The sequence below is a fragment of the Acinetobacter sp. LipI_15 genome (assembly GCF_058242865.1).
Genome location: NZ_JBZAYN010000001.1, coordinates 2,227,181 through 2,243,394, shown reverse-complemented (window position 1 = coordinate 2,243,394; position 16,214 = coordinate 2,227,181). Strand labels below are relative to the sequence as shown.

Here is a 16,214-nt window from a genome sequence, read left to right as displayed (position 1 = left end):
AGTGGGGCTCTTTTTTTATGTGGCTTTTAGGGCGAATCTGTTATGAAATTTGCTTTGGTTATAATGGTCATCATCGCTGTGGCGGTGTTATTGGGCTTATTATTTGTCAGCTTTAAAATGTTGCGTAAGGTGCAAGTGGAAGAAGCAGAGCAAGCTAAACTGAACCCGAAGCAATATCGCTTACATCCAAAGCTGCAGCAAGAGTTTGATAAAAAAAACAAAGAACAAGATAAAAATTAAGCATCAACTCGATCAATTGATTCTTATAAATTTCATCTAGCCTGAAATTGAAGAGATTAATCTTCAATTTGGGTGGTTTTAATCGGTCTTAATGCGCCAAAGTCAAAACGGTCAGGCCAATTGCATACATCAGACACGATACATTCATCGCATTTGGGTTTGCGGGCAATACAACAATAGCGTCCATGTAAAATCAGCCAATGATGTGAATCGACGATAAACTCTTTAGGGATGACTTTGACGAGTCGGTGTTCGACTTCCAAAACATTTTTGCCGACAGCCAATCCTGTACGATTACCTAAACGAAAAATATGCGTATCAACGGCCATGGTTGGTTGACCAAAAGCAGTATTCAGCACCACATTTGCAGTTTTACGACCGACACCGGGTAAGGCTTCCAAATCTGCACGATTATTCGGAACGATGCTGTTGTGCTTATCAATCAGCATCTTGCAGGCTTTGATGACATTTTCCGCTTTAGAGTTATACAGGCCAATGGTTTTGATATATTCCTTCAGACCGTCAACACCTAGCGCATAGATAGCTTCAGGAGTGTTTGCCACTGGAAAAAGCTTGTCTGTGGCTTTGTTGACACTGACATCTGTGGCCTGAGCAGATAGGGTAACAGCCACTAAAAGTTCAAATGGACTACTATAATTGAGTTCAGTTTTCGGGTTGGGGCGTTGCTCACGTAAGCGTTCAAAAAAAGTTTGAATTTGCTTCTTAGTCATGTTTTTAACAGCCATGATTAAGCCCCTTGCAGTTGTGTTAATTGTTGCGTGAGCGTATGGAGTAACTCACGTTTTTTTGCATCGTCTCGAACACTCAGTTGTTTTTCTAATTTCTTAATTTGTGTTCGAATTTTAGCAAGTTCAATGGTGGTTTTTGCATCGAGCTGCACGACTGGCGTAGTTGGTTTTTCTACGACTTCAATGACCGGCACCGAGTCTGTCTGGGTCGAAAATTGGGCAAAAAGTTCCGTATCAATTTCTGCGCGTACAACAGGGCCTTTACGATGAATTCGGCGCTTTTCCTCACGCTGAATATGTGCATAGTAGCGGCGACGTAAATCATTCTGTTCTGCGATTCGAACAGGTTCAGATGGCACTTGATCAAGCTCTTCGACTAGGTCGATACAATCCACTGGACACGGTGGGATGCAGAGTTCGCAGCCCGTACATAAATCCGTCAAGACCGTATGCATCAATTTGCCTGAGCCAACAATGGCATCAACAGGGCAGGCACTAATACATTTGGTACAACCTATACATTCATCCTCACGAATCACAGCTTTAACCCGTTGCGGGCGTCCATCACTTTGGATTGGCCAAACGCTGGCTTCTGCTGTTAAGTGTGGACGATTTAATAACGCTGCTAGTGAATCTGCCACAGGTTGACCACCGGGTATACATTTATTGGCTTCTTCTCCTTCACTGATGGCTTTGGCATAGGGTAAGCAGCCGTCTCGGTGTCCACAAAGTCCACATTGAGTTTGTGGCAATAGGGCATCAATTTGTTGGATGAGGGAAATTTCAGAAGTCATGGGTAGTCGCGAGTACAAATGAAGGCAGAGAAAAACCAAAGAGGACGTTGAATTCTAGCATGTTTCAGTATGAATTGCTGTGCGCAAAAATGGGTCTATAGATGCATCATAAATGAGCAAAATAATTCATTAAAATATTCCTAAAAGTAATAATATTTATAACTAAAATATCTGAGTAATCAATTTAAATCGCTGTTCTTTAAAGAATTTAAAGATTTTTTAAAAAAACTATTGCTGATTAGTTACAAAAGATATTTAATATTTTGCGCCAAAATATATCTTTGATCAAAATTGTGATCAATTTTGATCCATACATCTGCTGAGGATTAAGTGTTGAAATATAACAGCCTTAACGACTTCCTAGACTACGTTAAAACACGTGATGAACATCAACCTGAATTTCTTCAAGCTGTTGAAGAAGTGATGACGAGCCTTTGGCCATTCATCGAAAAGAACCCACAATATGCTGACTACGGTTTGCTAGAACGTCTTGTTGAGCCTGAGCGTGCAATTCAGTTCCGTGTTTCATGGGTAGATGACAAAGGTCAAACTCAAGTTAACCGTGCTTTCCGTGTTCAATACAACTCAGCAATTGGTCCATTCAAAGGTGGTATGCGTTTCCACCCATCAGTGAACCTTTCAATTCTTAAATTCTTAGGTTTTGAACAAACTTTCAAAAATGCCTTAACTACACTTCCTATGGGTGGTGGTAAAGGTGGTTCAGATTTTGACCCTAAAGGTAAATCTGAAGGCGAAATCATGCGTTTCTGTCAAGCATTAATGATCGAATTATACCGTCATCTTGGTTCTAACACTGACATCCCTGCGGGCGACATCGGTGTAGGTGGCCGTGAAGTGGGCTACATGGCTGGTATGATGAAAAAATTAAGCAACGACACAGCATGTGTGTTCACTGGTAAAGGTTTAACTTTCGGTGGTTCACTTGCACGTCCTGAAGCAACAGGTTACGGTACTGTGTATTTCGCTGAGGAAATGCTAAAAACTCGTGGCGATAGCTTTAAAGATAAAGTTGTAACGATTTCGGGTTCTGGTAACGTTGCACAATACGCTGCTGAAAAAGCAATGTACTTGGGTGCGAAAGTGGTTTCACTTTCAGACTCAGCAGGTACTGTATACGTAAAAGACGGTTTCACAACTGAACTTCTTGCTGAAGTAATGGAATTGAAAAACGTTAAGCGTGGCCGTATTTCTGAATTTGCATCTAAGCACGGTTTTGAATATTTAGAAGGTCAACGCCCTTGGTCAATCAAATGTGATATCGCGCTGCCATGTGCAACTCAAAATGAATTAGATGAAGCTGATGCTGAAGCTCTTCTTGCTAATGGCGTAATCTGTGTTGCTGAAGGCGCAAACATGCCATCTACTTTGGCTGCAGTTGAGAAATTCGTTGAAGCGAAAATTCTTTATGCACCAGGTAAAGCATCGAATGCGGGTGGTGTTGCAACTTCTGGTCTTGAAATGTCTCAAAACGCAATTCGTTTGGGTTGGACTTTCGAAGAAGTTGACGAGCGTCTACACGCGATCATGAAAGAAATTCACCGCAACTGCGTGAAATACGGTACTGAAGAAGATGGTACTGTGAACTACGTAAATGGTGCGAACATTGCAGGTTTCGTAAAAGTTGCTGACGCAATGCTTGCTCAAGGCGTTTACTAAGTTCTCCGTAAGTTGAACTGAAAACCGAGGCTTCTGCCTCGGTTTTTTATGGCTTAATGTTTTGGAATATATTGAATTGTTAATTAGTGCTCATCAGGGTAAGTTGGATTTCGCTATCCATAACACTGAAGTGAAAATTTAAGGGTTGGTCGAGCAAACGTTTAATATGAAGCCCTAGCTGATGTAACTGTGTGCAGAACGTCAGAGTACTCCCTATATCTCCGGTAAAACGCAAAGTATGCTTTTCAACAACATAATTGCGGCCAATGCGATTACAGCCTCTAAAAAAATGTCATACGGACATTGTTGAATGTGAGAGTTATTTGGGCGGGTAGAGCCTTATTCTCTACGAGAACCCACGTCTTTTGAGTTAATTGTTCTGCTTCAAAATCACGTAAATTAGCAATTCGCTGTATGCCTTTAAAAATATAGGTCTGTTGATTATTATTCATCACGATTAATTCAGGCAGGGCATTTTGCTTTTGAAGTAGCTTTAGATTTACATCGCGAAAGAGTTGATTGAACAGCACATCGTTATTTGATTGCTTTGAACAGCCGATCAGTGTTTGCAGCTGTGAAGATTCAGTCTTCAAATGCTGTTGATTTAAATGATAATGTTTAGAGATTAAATTGCATCCCGCATAAAGGTGTAGCTGTTGTGCGGAAAAGTTAATGAGAAAGGGTTGTCGGCTGTCAGTTGGATTATGTTGCCATGTATAGTGCTGTAAAACTTGATGAAATTGATCTGAAGCTGGGCTGATAAAAGTCTCGTGTTGAAGTTTGGGTTGCCATACGCTATTACTCTGACAGCCAAACAATCCGAATAAAATACTAAAATACAATAAATTTTTCATCGGTAGTCTAGATCCTAAAGCGTACTGTGGATATAAAAAAACCGAGGCGATGACCTCGGTTTTCTTATAGGCTGTAACTTACAACGTACCTTTTACAGCTTCACGTTCGACTGACATATCAAAAATATAGGCATATTTTGATTGGTCAGCAGCGGGGTTTTTACGTTCAAAACGTTTTACGCGAATAATTTGGCGTTCTGCAGGAGTGTGCTTAAAGCCTTCAATTTGATCGTAAAATAAAGTCCAGTCTTTATCAACTTGTGTTTTTAGGCCTTTTTCATCGTATTTCACTTCACGTACTTGCAAACAAGTTTGTGGAGCAACGCCTGTACATTGTTTAGTTTCAGGGCTGATTTCAAGGAAAATCGTTTCGCCTTGCGAGTTGTACTGAGTTTCAGGTGTTAATTTTCCAGTGAACACCAGTTTCTCACCTGTTGCAGAGATAATGGTTAACGTTGGATTTTGTGGATCTGTAGTATTTAAAACAAAAGGTGCTTTACGGTCACTAAAGAGTGAAGATGCAAGTCCTTCTTGTTTCATCGCATGATCAGGACACGCCATCATGGTAGATGCAATGTTGCCTGTTACAAGTGTATTGTGTTCCACTTTCCATTGGGTTGACATGCTATTACAGCTGGTTGAAATACCCAAAGTGCCATTTTCTAGAAAATTTAAAACCAAAGGTTTTGGCGCATTTTCAGTGGTGGTGCTCCATTGATATGAAGCTAAAGTTTTATCAGCATTTTGTTGTTGTAATACGCTCACGGCTAAATCTCCAGCTTTTTGGATATCGCTTGATTGACATGCTGCAAGGGCTAAAGGGAAGAGGGCGATCGCTAAATATTTTAATTTCATTACGCTAACTGTTCTAAGTGAATTTCAGCTTGTAGCATAACCCATTCATTTTAAAAAAATATGAATACATTCAGCTCAAATAAGTAGCAAAATGTATCCATAAATAATAATTTGTTAACTTATTAATATAAATTATGAATAAGTCAAACTATTTCGTTTTATTCACGTTTAATCAAAACGATAAATATCCATACCCAGTGAACCCATACTAAAGCTACTGTGAACAATAGAGAAGCGAGGGCCTGCACCCATCGCAAAGAAGATGGGTGCAAAATGTTCAATGGTCGGATGGTTACGTTGTACAAACGGGATATTTTGCCAATCGAGAACTGCATCAAAATCTTGATGAGTGAGCTTATTGACCACAAAATTACGGAATGTAGACGCCCACTCAGGCACGGTTGCTGCACGTCCATCCCAAGCCAATTCACGTAAGTTATGAGTAATACTGCCCGATCCAATCAACAGGATTTGCTTGTCACGTAAAGGTGCAAGCGTTTGTCCAATTTTATAGATCTCTTGCGCAGATATGGTCATCGGCAGTGATATTTCAATTACAGGAATGTCGGCATCAGGATACATATGCAATAACGGCATCCAAACGCCATGATCGCGTGGACGAGTGCTGTTGGCATGTGCCGATAATCCTGCATTGGCAAGCAAATGAAGGATTTCTTCTGCAAGCTCTGGGTTACCCGGTGCTGGATAACGAATATCATAAAGTTCCGCTGGGAAACCACGGAAGTCATGCCAAGTTTCAGGACGGGCACTGGTACTTACTTCTAGTGTGTTACTTTCCCAATGTGCTGACATGATAACAATGGCTTCAGGTTTTGGAAGATTCAGGCTTAAACGTTCCAACGCAGGACCGACTTGCTCAGGATTGATGGCAAGCATAGGTGAGCCATGGGAAATAAATAAACCTGGAAGTGTTTGTAAATTCATCGCGGTCGTCGCTGGTTGTTTAAAGGAATATGATGATCATGCACTAAATTATTCAGCGTAACAATTCGGATAATTTCAACGGTTTGTTTCATTGTTGCAACGCTGTAATTGCTGTAGATGCTGGAGTCAGTTCGGATTAACCCGCACGATGGTAAGGGTGATTATGATTAATACTCATTGCACGGTATAGCTGTTCGATGAGCATGACACGAACCATTGGATGCGGCAAAGTTAGTTTAGACAAAGACCAATGCCATGCTGCAGCTTTACGTACTGCTTCAGAATGTCCATCTGGCCCACCAATGGCTAAAACCACATCATTGCCTTCAAGCATCCAGCCTTTCATGGTTTCAGCTAGTTTTTCCGTACTGAACTCACGACCACCGACTTCTAAGGCGATTAGCACTTCATTCGATTTCATGGCATTTAAAATGCTGTCACCTTCAATTTGACGGTATTTTAAAATGTCGGCTTCTGAGTCGTTCTTGCCACGTTTAGCCATAGGCAGTTCAATGATCTGCGTTTGAACAAATGGCTGAATACGTTTGAAATAATCTTCAAAACCCGTCAGAACCCATGCTGGCATTTTTTGACCGATTGTCAGAATACGAATTTTCATACAGCGCCTGAAAGTATACAAAAGAGCATTATAACGGTTCGCTTGCGCTTTGTATGTTCAGACACAATTTGCAATTGAAATCGTGTTCTGCTTGCTGTTTAAATACGCAGCATAAACAGATTAGATCAAAGATGAAAATTGGAATAATAACAATGAAAAAAACATGGCAGGACGGTAAATTATTTTTGCTCAAGCAAGCAGTAATGCTTTCAATTTTTGGATGGTGTTCATTTGCGGCGTATGCCAACAATATTAGAACAGCTGAACCAGATAATTTAAAAGTCTATTTAGAGCAAATTATTGGTAATGAAGCTGAATATCGTAACTATAAGAATATTCAAGAGTTAAACCGGGTGTCTGCTTGGATTCGTGAGCAGATGCGTTTATTTGGTGTGAATTGTCGTTTTCAAACCTATACCGTAAACAGCCAACCATACCGTAATGTGGTCTGTCCCTTAAATGCAGGGCATAGCAACCGAGTGATCATTGGCGCGCACTACGATGTATTTGAGGAGCAGCATGGCGCCGATGATAATGCTTCTGGCGTTGCAGGTGTACTCGAAGCTGCTCGGATTCTTTCGGCTGAAAAAGCGCGTTTAAAACAAAATATTGAGTTTGTATTTTATACCCTCGAAGAACCACCATATTTTAGAACAGAGTCGATGGGCAGTTTTATTCACGCAAAATCGGTAGCAAAGGAAAAGGATAAAATTTCAGGTGTGTATATTCTGGAAATGATTGGTTATTTTGATCCCAAAGTCACTCAAGATTATCCAGTTGGACTGAAATGGATTTATCCATCTCATACGAATTTTATTGCATCGGTGGGGAATATTCAGTCTCGTGACTTAACCTCAACGTATTGTGCGGCGATGGAGTCTTTGAAGCAACTACAATGTGAGCGCTTGATTTCTCCTTCATTTATTCAGGGTGTGGATTTTTCAGACCATATGAATTATTGGCAATTTGATATGCCGGCGATGATGATCACTGATACGGCATTTTATCGTAATAAGCACTATCACACTGAGCAAGATACCCTGGATAAATTAAACTTAGACAAAATGGCTCAAGTGATCGATGGTTTAGTAAAAACCATCTTAAATTTGAAATGAGTGTCTTTAAAAACATGACATAAAAAACGCAGCCCCGAAAGCCTGTGGACTGCGATAAAAGGTCATCTACCTGGAGATGTAGATGACCATCTTGTTCCAATGATCATCACGCGTTTACACGTGATTGGAACCAATAAAGAAACATACAGCGCGTATATCTCTCTACTATATATGTGGGATAGAGGGCGATATTTCAAGTAATAGCATTCAAATTTTGTAAGACTTTCTTATTGGCTATAATTGATCTTGATGTCGAATTTGAAATAGTAATCCAATCAAAAGTTGTAGCTGTTGTCTGGAGTCTTGTCATAGCGAAGGATTTGAATGAAATTTTTCGAATATGCAGTATGAAATAATGGATGTAAAAAAGCCCTGTCGAAACAGGGCTTTTTTTCTTTTATTGCGAGTTGCTAGCGCTTAGTGACGAGCAGCTTTGCCACCTTCAGTTGCTTTGACAATCGGTGTCTTTGCAAGAGGTTTAGGCATATCAACCAAGGCTAGTGGTAAAATCTCATCAATCGATTTCACTGGTTTAATTTCTAGACCTTCTTTGACATTGTCTGGAATCTCAGCCAAGTCACGAACGTTGTCTTGTGGGATAAAGACAAGCTTAATGCCACCACGGTGAGCAGCGAGAAGTTTCTCTTTTAAACCACCAATGCGCATTGCACGGCCACCCAGACTGGTTTCACCAGTCATTGCGATATCTGGACGAATCGCAATGCCTGTAAACGCTGAAACAAGAGCAGTGGTTAGGGCTAAACCAGCAGATGGACCATCTTTTGGTGTTGCACCTTCTGGTAAATGCACGTGTACATCTGTTTCTTCAAAGCGAATCGCTTCAATACCTAGTTCATCTGCACGGGTACGTACAACGGTCATCGCTGCTGTGATCGATTCTTTCATGACATCGCCAAGAGAACCTGTGGTAATGAACTTGCCTTTACCTTTCACTGCCGCAACTTCAATTGTTAGTAGTTCACCACCAACAGATGTCCAAGCCAAGCCATTTACACGACCCACTTCAGCTTCTTCTTCGGCCATACCGAAGTCGAATTTGTGTGGACCTAAGTAGTCAGGAAGATTTTTCGAATTCACTTCAATTTGAAGATTTTTCGCTTTCTTGCTCACTGCTTCTTTTACCACTTTACGTGCAATTTTAGACACTTCACGTTCTAAGCTACGGACACCGGCTTCACGTGTATAACGTTGTACGATATCGCGGATGGCTTCTTCGTGAACGGTTAATTCTTTCGCACGTAGACCGTTGTTCTTGATGGCTTTTGGAACGAGGTAACGTTCAGCAATATTCACTTTTTCATCTTCGGTATAACCCGGTAGACGAATCACTTCCATACGGTCAAGCAAAGCTTCAGGAATATTCATGCTGTTTGCAGTACAGATGAACATCACTTCAGAAAGGTCGAGATCAAGATCTAAGTAGTGATCATTGAACTTGCTGTTTTGTGATGGATCTAGGACTTCAAGCAATGCTGAAGCAGGGTCACCACGGTAGTCTTGCGCCATTTTGTCAATTTCATCGAGTAAGAACAGAGGGTTCTTTACACCAACCTTAGACAAAGATTGCACAATTTTACCTGGCATCGCACCAATATAAGTACGACGGTGACCACGGATTTCAGCTTCATCACGCACGCCGCCCAGCGCCATACGGACAAATTCACGACCAGTCGCTTTGGCAACAGATTCACCGAGTGAAGTTTTACCAACACCTGGAGGACCAACTAAGCACAGGATTGGACCACGAAGTTTTTTCACACGTGATTGAACAGCAAGGTATTCCACGATGCGGTCTTTCACGTCGTCTAAACCATAGTGATCGGCATCAAGAATATCTTGAGCTTTCGCAAGGTTAATGCTGACTTTGCTGGCTTTGTTCCAAGGCGTATCTAAAATAACTTCTAGATAGTTACGCACGACAGCAGCTTCGCTCGAAGCAGGTTGCATTGCTTTTAGCTTACGGAACTCATTTTCAGCTTTCTTGCGTACATGTTCAGGTAAATCGGCTTCAGCTAGACGTTTTTCAATTTCTGCAACGTCATCCTCACCACCGCCATTCATGTCAGAAAGTTCGCGTTGAATGACCTTCATTTTTTCATTTAAGAAGTATTCACGCTGATTCTTTTCCATTTGGCGTTTTACAGAATCATGTAAGGTTTGCTCAATTTGCTGTTCTTCTGACTGTTGTAATAAATACGTCATCAGCTCAGCTAAATGTGCTTCAAATTCATCATGCTCTAAGAATTTTTGCTTTACATCAATATTCAAAGGCACGCGTGTTGCTACAAAGAATAATAATTGCAGCAAATCATCAATTTTATTGGCTGCTGCAATCAATTCACGTGCGTTACGCAATTTTGCTTCTGCATATTGAGCAAATAAGGTGCGTAATTCTTCCACACGATTATTCTGAGTTTCTGAGTCAACAGAAACCGTCATTGGGCTTAATGAATGCTCGGCAGTCAGGTAATCATCGGTATCGATAATTTTTTCTAACTTGGCACGATATAAGCCTTCAATCAGTACTTTTATACAGTTTTCATCATTCTCATGATTCACAACTTGCACAATCTTCGCGACAGTACCGTATTGATATAAATTGTCGTGATCAATTTCTTCTGTAAGCGAATCTTTTTGTGCAACTACGAATACAAGATTGTCACTGTCACGTGCGACATTGACTGCATTGATCGACTTTTCACGACCCACAAACAGTGCAATTTGCATGTGAGGATATACAACCACATCTCGTAGCGCTAAGAGCGGTAATACGCTCGGAATTGTAGTTTCCAAGCTTTCTTCATTCATAATAATCTCAGACATGGGCACTCCTAATGAGTGACAACGGTGTTGCCATGTTTTTTATAGTGATGTGTATTTTTTAAATTACAAGGGTCATGCCAATTAAAATGTGTAAAAAATGACTAAATATGTGATTTTTAAGTGTAACTCAGTGTCAAAAATATCAAATTAACGCTTAAAACGTAAAAGATGGGAGGGGGTTAAAAGTGCATCTAAAGGCTGATCCCATGATTCTCTTTTTAGTGTTTCATTGATTAATTGAAAGTCATGTGCAAGACCTAGTCGGTAGGGCTTTGTTGGTGCAGTCGCTGATGTTTTATCGTAGAAGCCACCCCCCATACCAATACGTGTGCCGTACTTGTCGCAAGCCAGCAAGGGCATGATTAAAAGGTCAAGATGAGAAACATGCTTCCCACGACTTGCCATAGGCTCTTTCATGCCGAGTGGGTGATGAGAAAAACGTTTATTGATGTACTGATGTCGTGAGATTTCAACCCAAACCAGTTGCTGATTCATGTTGCAAATCATGGGTAAATACACCTGTTTTTGGTGCGTAAAACAGTAGTGGATGAGCTTTTGAGTGTGAATTTCACCGAATGCATGTAAATACACGCCTATATGCTGACTGCGCTGAAAATGACTGAGTCTGATTAAACGCTGTAGGACTTGTTGTTCAGCTTGTCGTTGGGCCCATAGGTTTAGGCTACGACGCTGCTTACGGAGTTGTTTACGAAGGCTGGTGGTGCTCAAAGTCATGATTCATTTCAAAGTAGCACAAAATTCTCAAGGCATTTTAACGCGTTCAAGCTTAAAAGTCCGAAAAAATAGGTTTTATCTTTTTTATATAAAGCGTTCCTTAAACACTAATTAGCTTAAGGAACGCGGACTTATTTAAAGTTTTTTTATACCAAGAATTTGCACATCAACACGACGGTCTGCTTGTAAGCAAGCTTTTAAGGCATTTCGATCTTGCACATCAAAACAACCATTGGTTACAGGCTGAGTTTCACCTGCTGAAGCGAAACTTAATTTATCAGCAGCAATCCCTTGGTTCATTAAGTAATTTTTGACAGTTAGTGCACGTTGCAATGCAAGTTGCTGATTATATTTTTCACTGCCTAAACGGTCGGTATGGCCGGTAAGCTTAATCATATCAATACGTGCATAGTGGTTATTAAGTTTAGTTGCTAGTTCATTCAAGCTTGATTTACCAGCAGGAAGTAAATCGGTTAATTTGCCACCATTAAATTTAAATAAAGAATCGGCAGCTAAATTTATATTATCTAAACTCGGTTCAATTGGTTTTATCACATTATTTAGAGCATTTTCTCTAATCAGGCAATTATTAATCGTAGTGCCATCATTATTTAATATAATAGGTTTGCCATTATTATCAACTGTAAGTAATAAGTTATTCAAAAGTGAATTTTCGTTTACACAATAGCTAACTGAATAATTTTCACAAAGATTTGTACAATTTTTCACCTTAAATTGGTATTCACCTTCTTTTAAATAAAAATCAGCAGAATTATTAATATAAAAATCACCGGCTTTAAAGTCATCTATATAGAGCTTAGTTGCACATTTTTGGTTCTTAGCTTGATCATCTGCGCATAATTTTTCATCACGTTGAACATGTATTTTGTATACATCAATCATATTGTTTTGAAACAATAAATTATCTGGTTTTGCATATTTATTTACGCCAGGAAAAGTTGAACATGCGACAACTGAGCGTCCACAAGTTGAAGTGACTGTGACACCGAATGGTGACATCGTACAGACTTACCCTGATGACACCGAATGGTGACATCGTACAGACTTACCCTGATGACACCGATCCATCCACAATTACGCCTGACCAAATTACGGTTAAAGATCCAAATGGCAAAGACATTGTGGTTGAGTTTGGTACACCTGAGACTCAACCAGACGGTTCAATTACGGTAACGGGTAAAGTGCCAGAGGACGTTGAAGGCAAAGTTACGGTTAATGTACCAGAAGGTTCATATGAAGACACTTCGGGTAACCTGGGTCTACCAGGTAAAGGCAACGAAAACATCAATATGGTTCCGCTTGTAGCAGAAGTGACGATTACACCAGATGGTAAGATCACTGTGACTTATCCTGATGATGTTGATCCATCGACAATTACAGAAGATAAAATCATTGTTGAAGGTCCAAATGGTCCAATCGAAGTACCATTTACGCCGCCAGTGGAACAACCAGATGGCTCATATGTGGTGACTGGTGAAGTACCTCCGGGTGTTGATGGTAACGTTACGGTAACTGTCCCTACAGATAGCTATGAAGATAAATCAGGTAGTCCGGGTGAGGAAGTAGATAAAACTGTCCCAGTGGACAATATCGCTCCTGAAGTTGAGACAACCCAAGTGGTTACGATAGAAGATCAAAGTGTGACATTAACATGGGCGCATTTTGGTATTTCAGATGCAAATACAGCAAATGATCAGCTTGTTATTACGGTAACAAATCTGCCAAAAGACGGTGTATTGACAATCGTAGATGCTGCTGGGAATAAAACACCAATCATCGTGGGTCAAACACTATCTTATGCTGATATTAATGTCGGAAAAGTTGTATTTGCGCCAGATGCTAACGAAGCTTCAGCAACTGACGGCGGAGTATATGCAGGCCTAGAATTTAATGTTTCTGATGGTAAACATGTGACTTCAGGTGAATTGGAAATTGTTGTTGATGCAGTGGCAGATAAGCCTTCTTTAACATTAGATTTATTAGATTGGAGCCCAACGGCAGTTAATTTAAATATTCAAACTTGGAATAATCTTAAAACTGTTACTGTTGATGGAAAATCTTATAATTTATTGCAAGGTAATGGTAATGGCATGCCAGCAGATACCTTGAGAACGGTTTTTGAATACTTAACCAGTTCGAAAAATACAACTCTTCCACCTGCAAGCACTAGTGAAACTACAAGTTTGGTTGATTCAAGTGTAGCAACCTATGAAGGCGTTGCAATTACAGGTTATGTGTATTTGGAAGCTGGGCATACTTATAGCTATAAAGGTAAAGCAGATGATAGTGGTATGTTGATTATTGGAAACCAAGATCCTGTATTTGTGAGTTGGGGAGGCTTGAGCCAATCGGTAGACCTTAGCTTTACCGCTAAAGAGTCAGGGTTCTATACCTTTGATTTCTACATGCATAACCAAGCAGGTGAGGGTAACTATGATTTCCAATTAATCGATCAGTCACATGGTGATAAGATAAGTTATTATCCTAGTCTTGATGCTGCTGTATCAGATCTGAATAATTTTTATCAACAGACTAATCCTTCTGTGGAATGGCAAGTATCTGACTTGATTCAAGGAAGTAGTACCGATAAAGATGAAAATGGTTTCCATAGACCATATTTCAACCTAAGTGGTGAAGTTGGACAGGATATTTCTCTTGGTCTACTTAATACTAGTTTGAATGATCTCGATAGTTCAGAAAGCTTAACACTGAATTTCTCTGGTTTGGTTGAAGGAATGCAAATTTACGCTGTTACTATAGATGGAACTCGAGTATTGCTTGGAACTGCGGATACAAATGGCAATTTAAGTTTTGTCGCTGATAGCATGAGTATCGAAGGTTCAAGCTTAGTGGCGATTGCACCAACAAGTTTGGTTGTTACAGGTAATTCTTTGAAGTTGAATGTGAAGCTTGAATCTATTGCAACTGAAAAATCAAATGGTTCAACTGCAAGTTCAGAACTAGAGTTCGGTGTAATTTTATATCCTGCTTCTGTAACAAACGCTGCACCTGAAATTGAAATTGAACCAGAAGTAGTCACTGTTGGTGCAGCTGTTTCGGGTCAAAAAATTGCTACATATGCTGCATCGGATGCAGATAATGACAGTCTGACTGTGACATTTGCTAATGGCTCGACAGTTAGTGCCGACGGTTTCTATCAATTATCAGTGGCTGATCAATCTGTAACCTTAACTCAGAAAGGTGCGGATCAGCTAAATTCAGGTGCTGTATTGCCTTCGATAAGTCTTCAAGTTACTGATGGTAAAGTTACAACTCCTGTAACTGGCAATGCTGAACTCATTGAGTTAAAAGCAACATTAACAAGTGAAATTTCGGTATCAGGGTCAACATCAGGTGGAACTGGTGGTGGTGCGTCAAGTTCAGTGATTAACGTTCCAAACCTAGGTACGATTTATAAAGATGCTGAAGGTAATTATGTTTCTGATGATCTTGTTGCGGGTGCGAAAATTGTAGATATTGCTGCACAGATGCAAGCTATTATCAATGATCCACAGTATGGTAATGATTTCAATAAAATTAACGAAGCGCTAAGAATCTTTACTAATTTGAAAAGTGAAATTAACGTTTCTGAAATTATTATTATCAATTGGGAGAAAATTAACAAAGTTCTGACTCAGAATGAGCTTGGGCTTAATTTCTCAAATAGTTTCCCTAAAGACTTTGGAGGTGAAAAAGGTACTCCGAGTGATTGGATTGTATTTGATGAACCGTATTCAGGTGCAAAATATCCAGTTAATTCAATGGTCTTGAATAACTCTGATACGACCAACTATATTGATGGTTTTAACTTGAGCATTACAGGTGTCCAAAATGTAAATAGCTTCCAAATTAATATGTTGGAAGGTGTACTATTTGCAGATGGAACTCAAATTGCTAAGACAGGTGAGAAAAATCAAAATGGACAGGATCAACTTGGTGTAGTAGCTCCTGAAGCAGGTACTCCAGAGAAAGTTTTACAATTTACTTTACATGCAGAAGTTTTAAATGATGCAGAGGCAAATGTGAATGTAAATGGTGTGAAATTTAAATCTGCTGCTCTTGATGCTTTAGTTGATGCCAAAGTTTCGGTAAATGGTATATCAGTAAGCAAAGATTCAGATGGGTATTATACTTATCAAGGCACTTCAAGTAGTCAAGTTGAAGATTTTGTCGTGAAATTTATAGTCCCTGAAACCTCAATTCAAGATGTAAATGTACTTACAACCCAGCTCGAAACAGAGTTAGGAAACAGTAACAATGTGCTTCCTATTCAGGAAACAGTGACTGCGACAGCATCGTTTGCGATGTTCTCATTAGAAAGTGAAAGTTTACTTATTAGTGATGATATTGTTTTCGACCTTCTTGCAGACGACAATTTGGGTGGTAATACATTAACAACAGTAAATGATTTTTCTATTGCTGACCAAATCGACATCTCATCATTACTTTCTGACGATGCAACTGAAGCGAATCTCGCAGAGTTTGTAACAGTAGAATATGACGAAGAAACTGATTCAGCTGTGATCTCAATTGACCGTGATGGCACATCAGGTACGGAATATGAATCACAAGATCTTGTAGTCTTGCTCAATCAAACCAACAAAGTCGAACTAGATGACCTAATCAACAATAATCAAATTATTTACTAATCATTTGATGAACTAAAAAAGCACCTTCGGGTGCTTTTTTATGCTTTGAAAAAGTGAATGCCAATTGAAGACTTGGTTTGAATCAACAACTCATCGGAATTAAAACAAATACGCTAT

The 16,214-nt window shown here is 39.8% G+C and carries 14 protein-coding genes; 4 read left to right on the top strand and 10 right to left on the bottom strand.

All coding sequences use genetic code 11. The features are described from left to right. Nucleotides 1-42: 42 nt before the first annotated feature. Nucleotides 43-240, top strand: coding sequence for a hypothetical protein (locus AC4CU0_RS10740; protein ID WP_180026662.1), 198 nt, complete (start codon nt 43-45; stop codon nt 238-240). A gap of 56 nt (nt 241-296) precedes the next feature. Here AC4CU0_RS10740 and nth read toward each other — a convergent pair whose 3' ends face one another. Beyond that, nucleotides 297-986 carry an endonuclease III gene (nth, locus tag AC4CU0_RS10735; RefSeq protein WP_490743126.1) on the bottom strand — a complete coding sequence of 230 codons (690 nt, stop codon included), beginning with the start codon at nt 984-986 and terminating at the stop codon, nt 297-299. A 2-nt stretch (nt 987-988) separates the two neighbouring features. Continuing rightward, a complete protein-coding gene (locus AC4CU0_RS10730) occupies nt 989-1,783 on the bottom strand; it encodes an RnfABCDGE type electron transport complex subunit B (RefSeq protein ID WP_490743125.1) in 795 nt (264 codons plus the stop codon). A gap of 330 nt (nt 1,784-2,113) precedes the next feature. Here AC4CU0_RS10730 and gdhA point away from each other — a divergent pair, with 330 nt between their 5' ends. Then, nucleotides 2,114-3,460 (top strand): NADP-specific glutamate dehydrogenase, encoded by a 1,347-nt coding sequence (gdhA, locus tag AC4CU0_RS10725; protein ID WP_227591817.1) that lies wholly within the window; start codon nt 2,114-2,116, stop codon nt 3,458-3,460. A gap of 79 nt (nt 3,461-3,539) precedes the next feature. Here gdhA and AC4CU0_RS10720 read toward each other — a convergent pair whose 3' ends face one another. From AC4CU0_RS10720 to rlmH, 5 genes are all read right to left on the bottom strand, one after another. Continuing rightward, nucleotides 3,540-3,695, bottom strand: a complete 156-nt coding sequence (locus AC4CU0_RS10720; protein ID WP_490743124.1) for a hypothetical protein — start codon at nt 3,693-3,695, stop codon at nt 3,540-3,542. 46 nt (nt 3,696-3,741) lie between these two features. Further along, the gene (locus tag AC4CU0_RS10715; protein WP_180024146.1) at nt 3,742-4,314 is read right to left on the bottom strand and encodes an META domain-containing protein; all 573 of its coding nucleotides are present in this window, start codon (nt 4,312-4,314) and stop codon (nt 3,742-3,744) included. Between the two features lie 78 nt (nt 4,315-4,392). Next, nucleotides 4,393-5,169, bottom strand: a complete 777-nt coding sequence (locus tag AC4CU0_RS10710; RefSeq protein WP_180024147.1) for an META and DUF4377 domain-containing protein — start codon at nt 5,167-5,169, stop codon at nt 4,393-4,395. 168 nt (nt 5,170-5,337) lie between these two features. Further along, complete coding sequence (locus AC4CU0_RS10705; protein ID WP_180024148.1) at nt 5,338-6,114, bottom strand: dioxygenase family protein; 777 nt, start codon at nt 6,112-6,114, stop codon at nt 5,338-5,340. Nucleotides 6,115-6,250: 136 nt separating this feature from the next. Further along, the gene (gene rlmH / locus AC4CU0_RS10700; protein WP_078189858.1) at nt 6,251-6,733 is read right to left on the bottom strand and encodes a 23S rRNA (pseudouridine(1915)-N(3))-methyltransferase RlmH; all 483 of its coding nucleotides are present in this window, start codon (nt 6,731-6,733) and stop codon (nt 6,251-6,253) included. A 152-nt stretch (nt 6,734-6,885) separates the two neighbouring features. Between rlmH and AC4CU0_RS10695 the strand changes: the two genes are divergently transcribed. Further along, a complete protein-coding gene (locus AC4CU0_RS10695; RefSeq protein ID WP_180024149.1) occupies nt 6,886-7,848 on the top strand; it encodes a M20/M25/M40 family metallo-hydrolase in 963 nt (320 codons plus the stop codon). Between the two features lie 417 nt (nt 7,849-8,265). On the opposite strand, the gene lon is transcribed toward AC4CU0_RS10695, so the two are convergent. The 3 genes from lon to AC4CU0_RS10680 all read right to left on the bottom strand — a co-directional run bounded on the left by lon (nt 8,266) and on the right by AC4CU0_RS10680 (nt 12,447). Beyond that, nucleotides 8,266-10,692 (bottom strand): endopeptidase La, encoded by a 2,427-nt coding sequence (gene lon / locus AC4CU0_RS10690; protein ID WP_233944388.1) that lies wholly within the window; start codon nt 10,690-10,692, stop codon nt 8,266-8,268. 147 nt (nt 10,693-10,839) lie between these two features. Next, a complete protein-coding gene (locus AC4CU0_RS10685; RefSeq protein ID WP_490743123.1) occupies nt 10,840-11,427 on the bottom strand; it encodes a 5-formyltetrahydrofolate cyclo-ligase in 588 nt (195 codons plus the stop codon). A gap of 135 nt (nt 11,428-11,562) precedes the next feature. Further along, nucleotides 11,563-12,447, bottom strand: coding sequence for an OmpA family protein (locus tag AC4CU0_RS10680; RefSeq protein ID WP_257227092.1), 885 nt, complete (start codon nt 12,445-12,447; stop codon nt 11,563-11,565). Here AC4CU0_RS10680 and AC4CU0_RS10675 point away from each other — a divergent pair. Then, on the top strand, nt 12,438-16,097 hold the full coding sequence (locus tag AC4CU0_RS10675; protein ID WP_490743122.1) for a cadherin-like domain-containing protein: 3,660 nt from the start codon (nt 12,438-12,440) through the stop codon (nt 16,095-16,097). The two genes, AC4CU0_RS10680 and AC4CU0_RS10675, sit on opposite strands and share 10 nt — an antisense overlap. Nucleotides 16,098-16,214: the final 117 nt, after the last annotated feature.

Excerpts from the sequence above, each read along its gene's own strand:
- AC4CU0_RS10715 (WP_180024146.1), bottom strand. The coding sequence starts at position 4,314 with ATGAAAAATTTATTGTATTTTAGTATTTTATTCGGATTGTTTGGCTGT.
- lon (WP_233944388.1), bottom strand. The coding sequence starts at position 10,692 with ATGTCTGAGATTATTATGAATGAAGAAAGCTTGGAAACTACAATTCCG.
- AC4CU0_RS10705 (WP_180024148.1), bottom strand. The coding sequence starts at position 6,114 with ATGAATTTACAAACACTTCCAGGTTTATTTATTTCCCATGGCTCACCT.
- nth (WP_490743126.1), bottom strand. The coding sequence starts at position 986 with ATGGCTGTTAAAAACATGACTAAGAAGCAAATTCAAACTTTTTTTGAA.
- AC4CU0_RS10730 (WP_490743125.1), bottom strand. The coding sequence starts at position 1,783 with ATGACTTCTGAAATTTCCCTCATCCAACAAATTGATGCCCTATTGCCA.
- AC4CU0_RS10685 (WP_490743123.1), bottom strand. The coding sequence starts at position 11,427 with ATGACTTTGAGCACCACCAGCCTTCGTAAACAACTCCGTAAGCAGCGT.
- AC4CU0_RS10695 (WP_180024149.1), top strand. The coding sequence starts at position 6,886 with ATGAAAAAAACATGGCAGGACGGTAAATTATTTTTGCTCAAGCAAGCA.
- AC4CU0_RS10710 (WP_180024147.1), bottom strand. The coding sequence starts at position 5,169 with ATGAAATTAAAATATTTAGCGATCGCCCTCTTCCCTTTAGCCCTTGCA.
- rlmH (WP_078189858.1), bottom strand. The coding sequence starts at position 6,733 with ATGAAAATTCGTATTCTGACAATCGGTCAAAAAATGCCAGCATGGGTT.
- AC4CU0_RS10675 (WP_490743122.1), top strand. The coding sequence starts at position 12,438 with ATGGTGACATCGTACAGACTTACCCTGATGACACCGAATGGTGACATC.
- AC4CU0_RS10680 (WP_257227092.1), bottom strand. The coding sequence starts at position 12,447 with ATGTCACCATTCGGTGTCACAGTCACTTCAACTTGTGGACGCTCAGTT.
- AC4CU0_RS10740 (WP_180026662.1), top strand. The coding sequence starts at position 43 with ATGAAATTTGCTTTGGTTATAATGGTCATCATCGCTGTGGCGGTGTTA.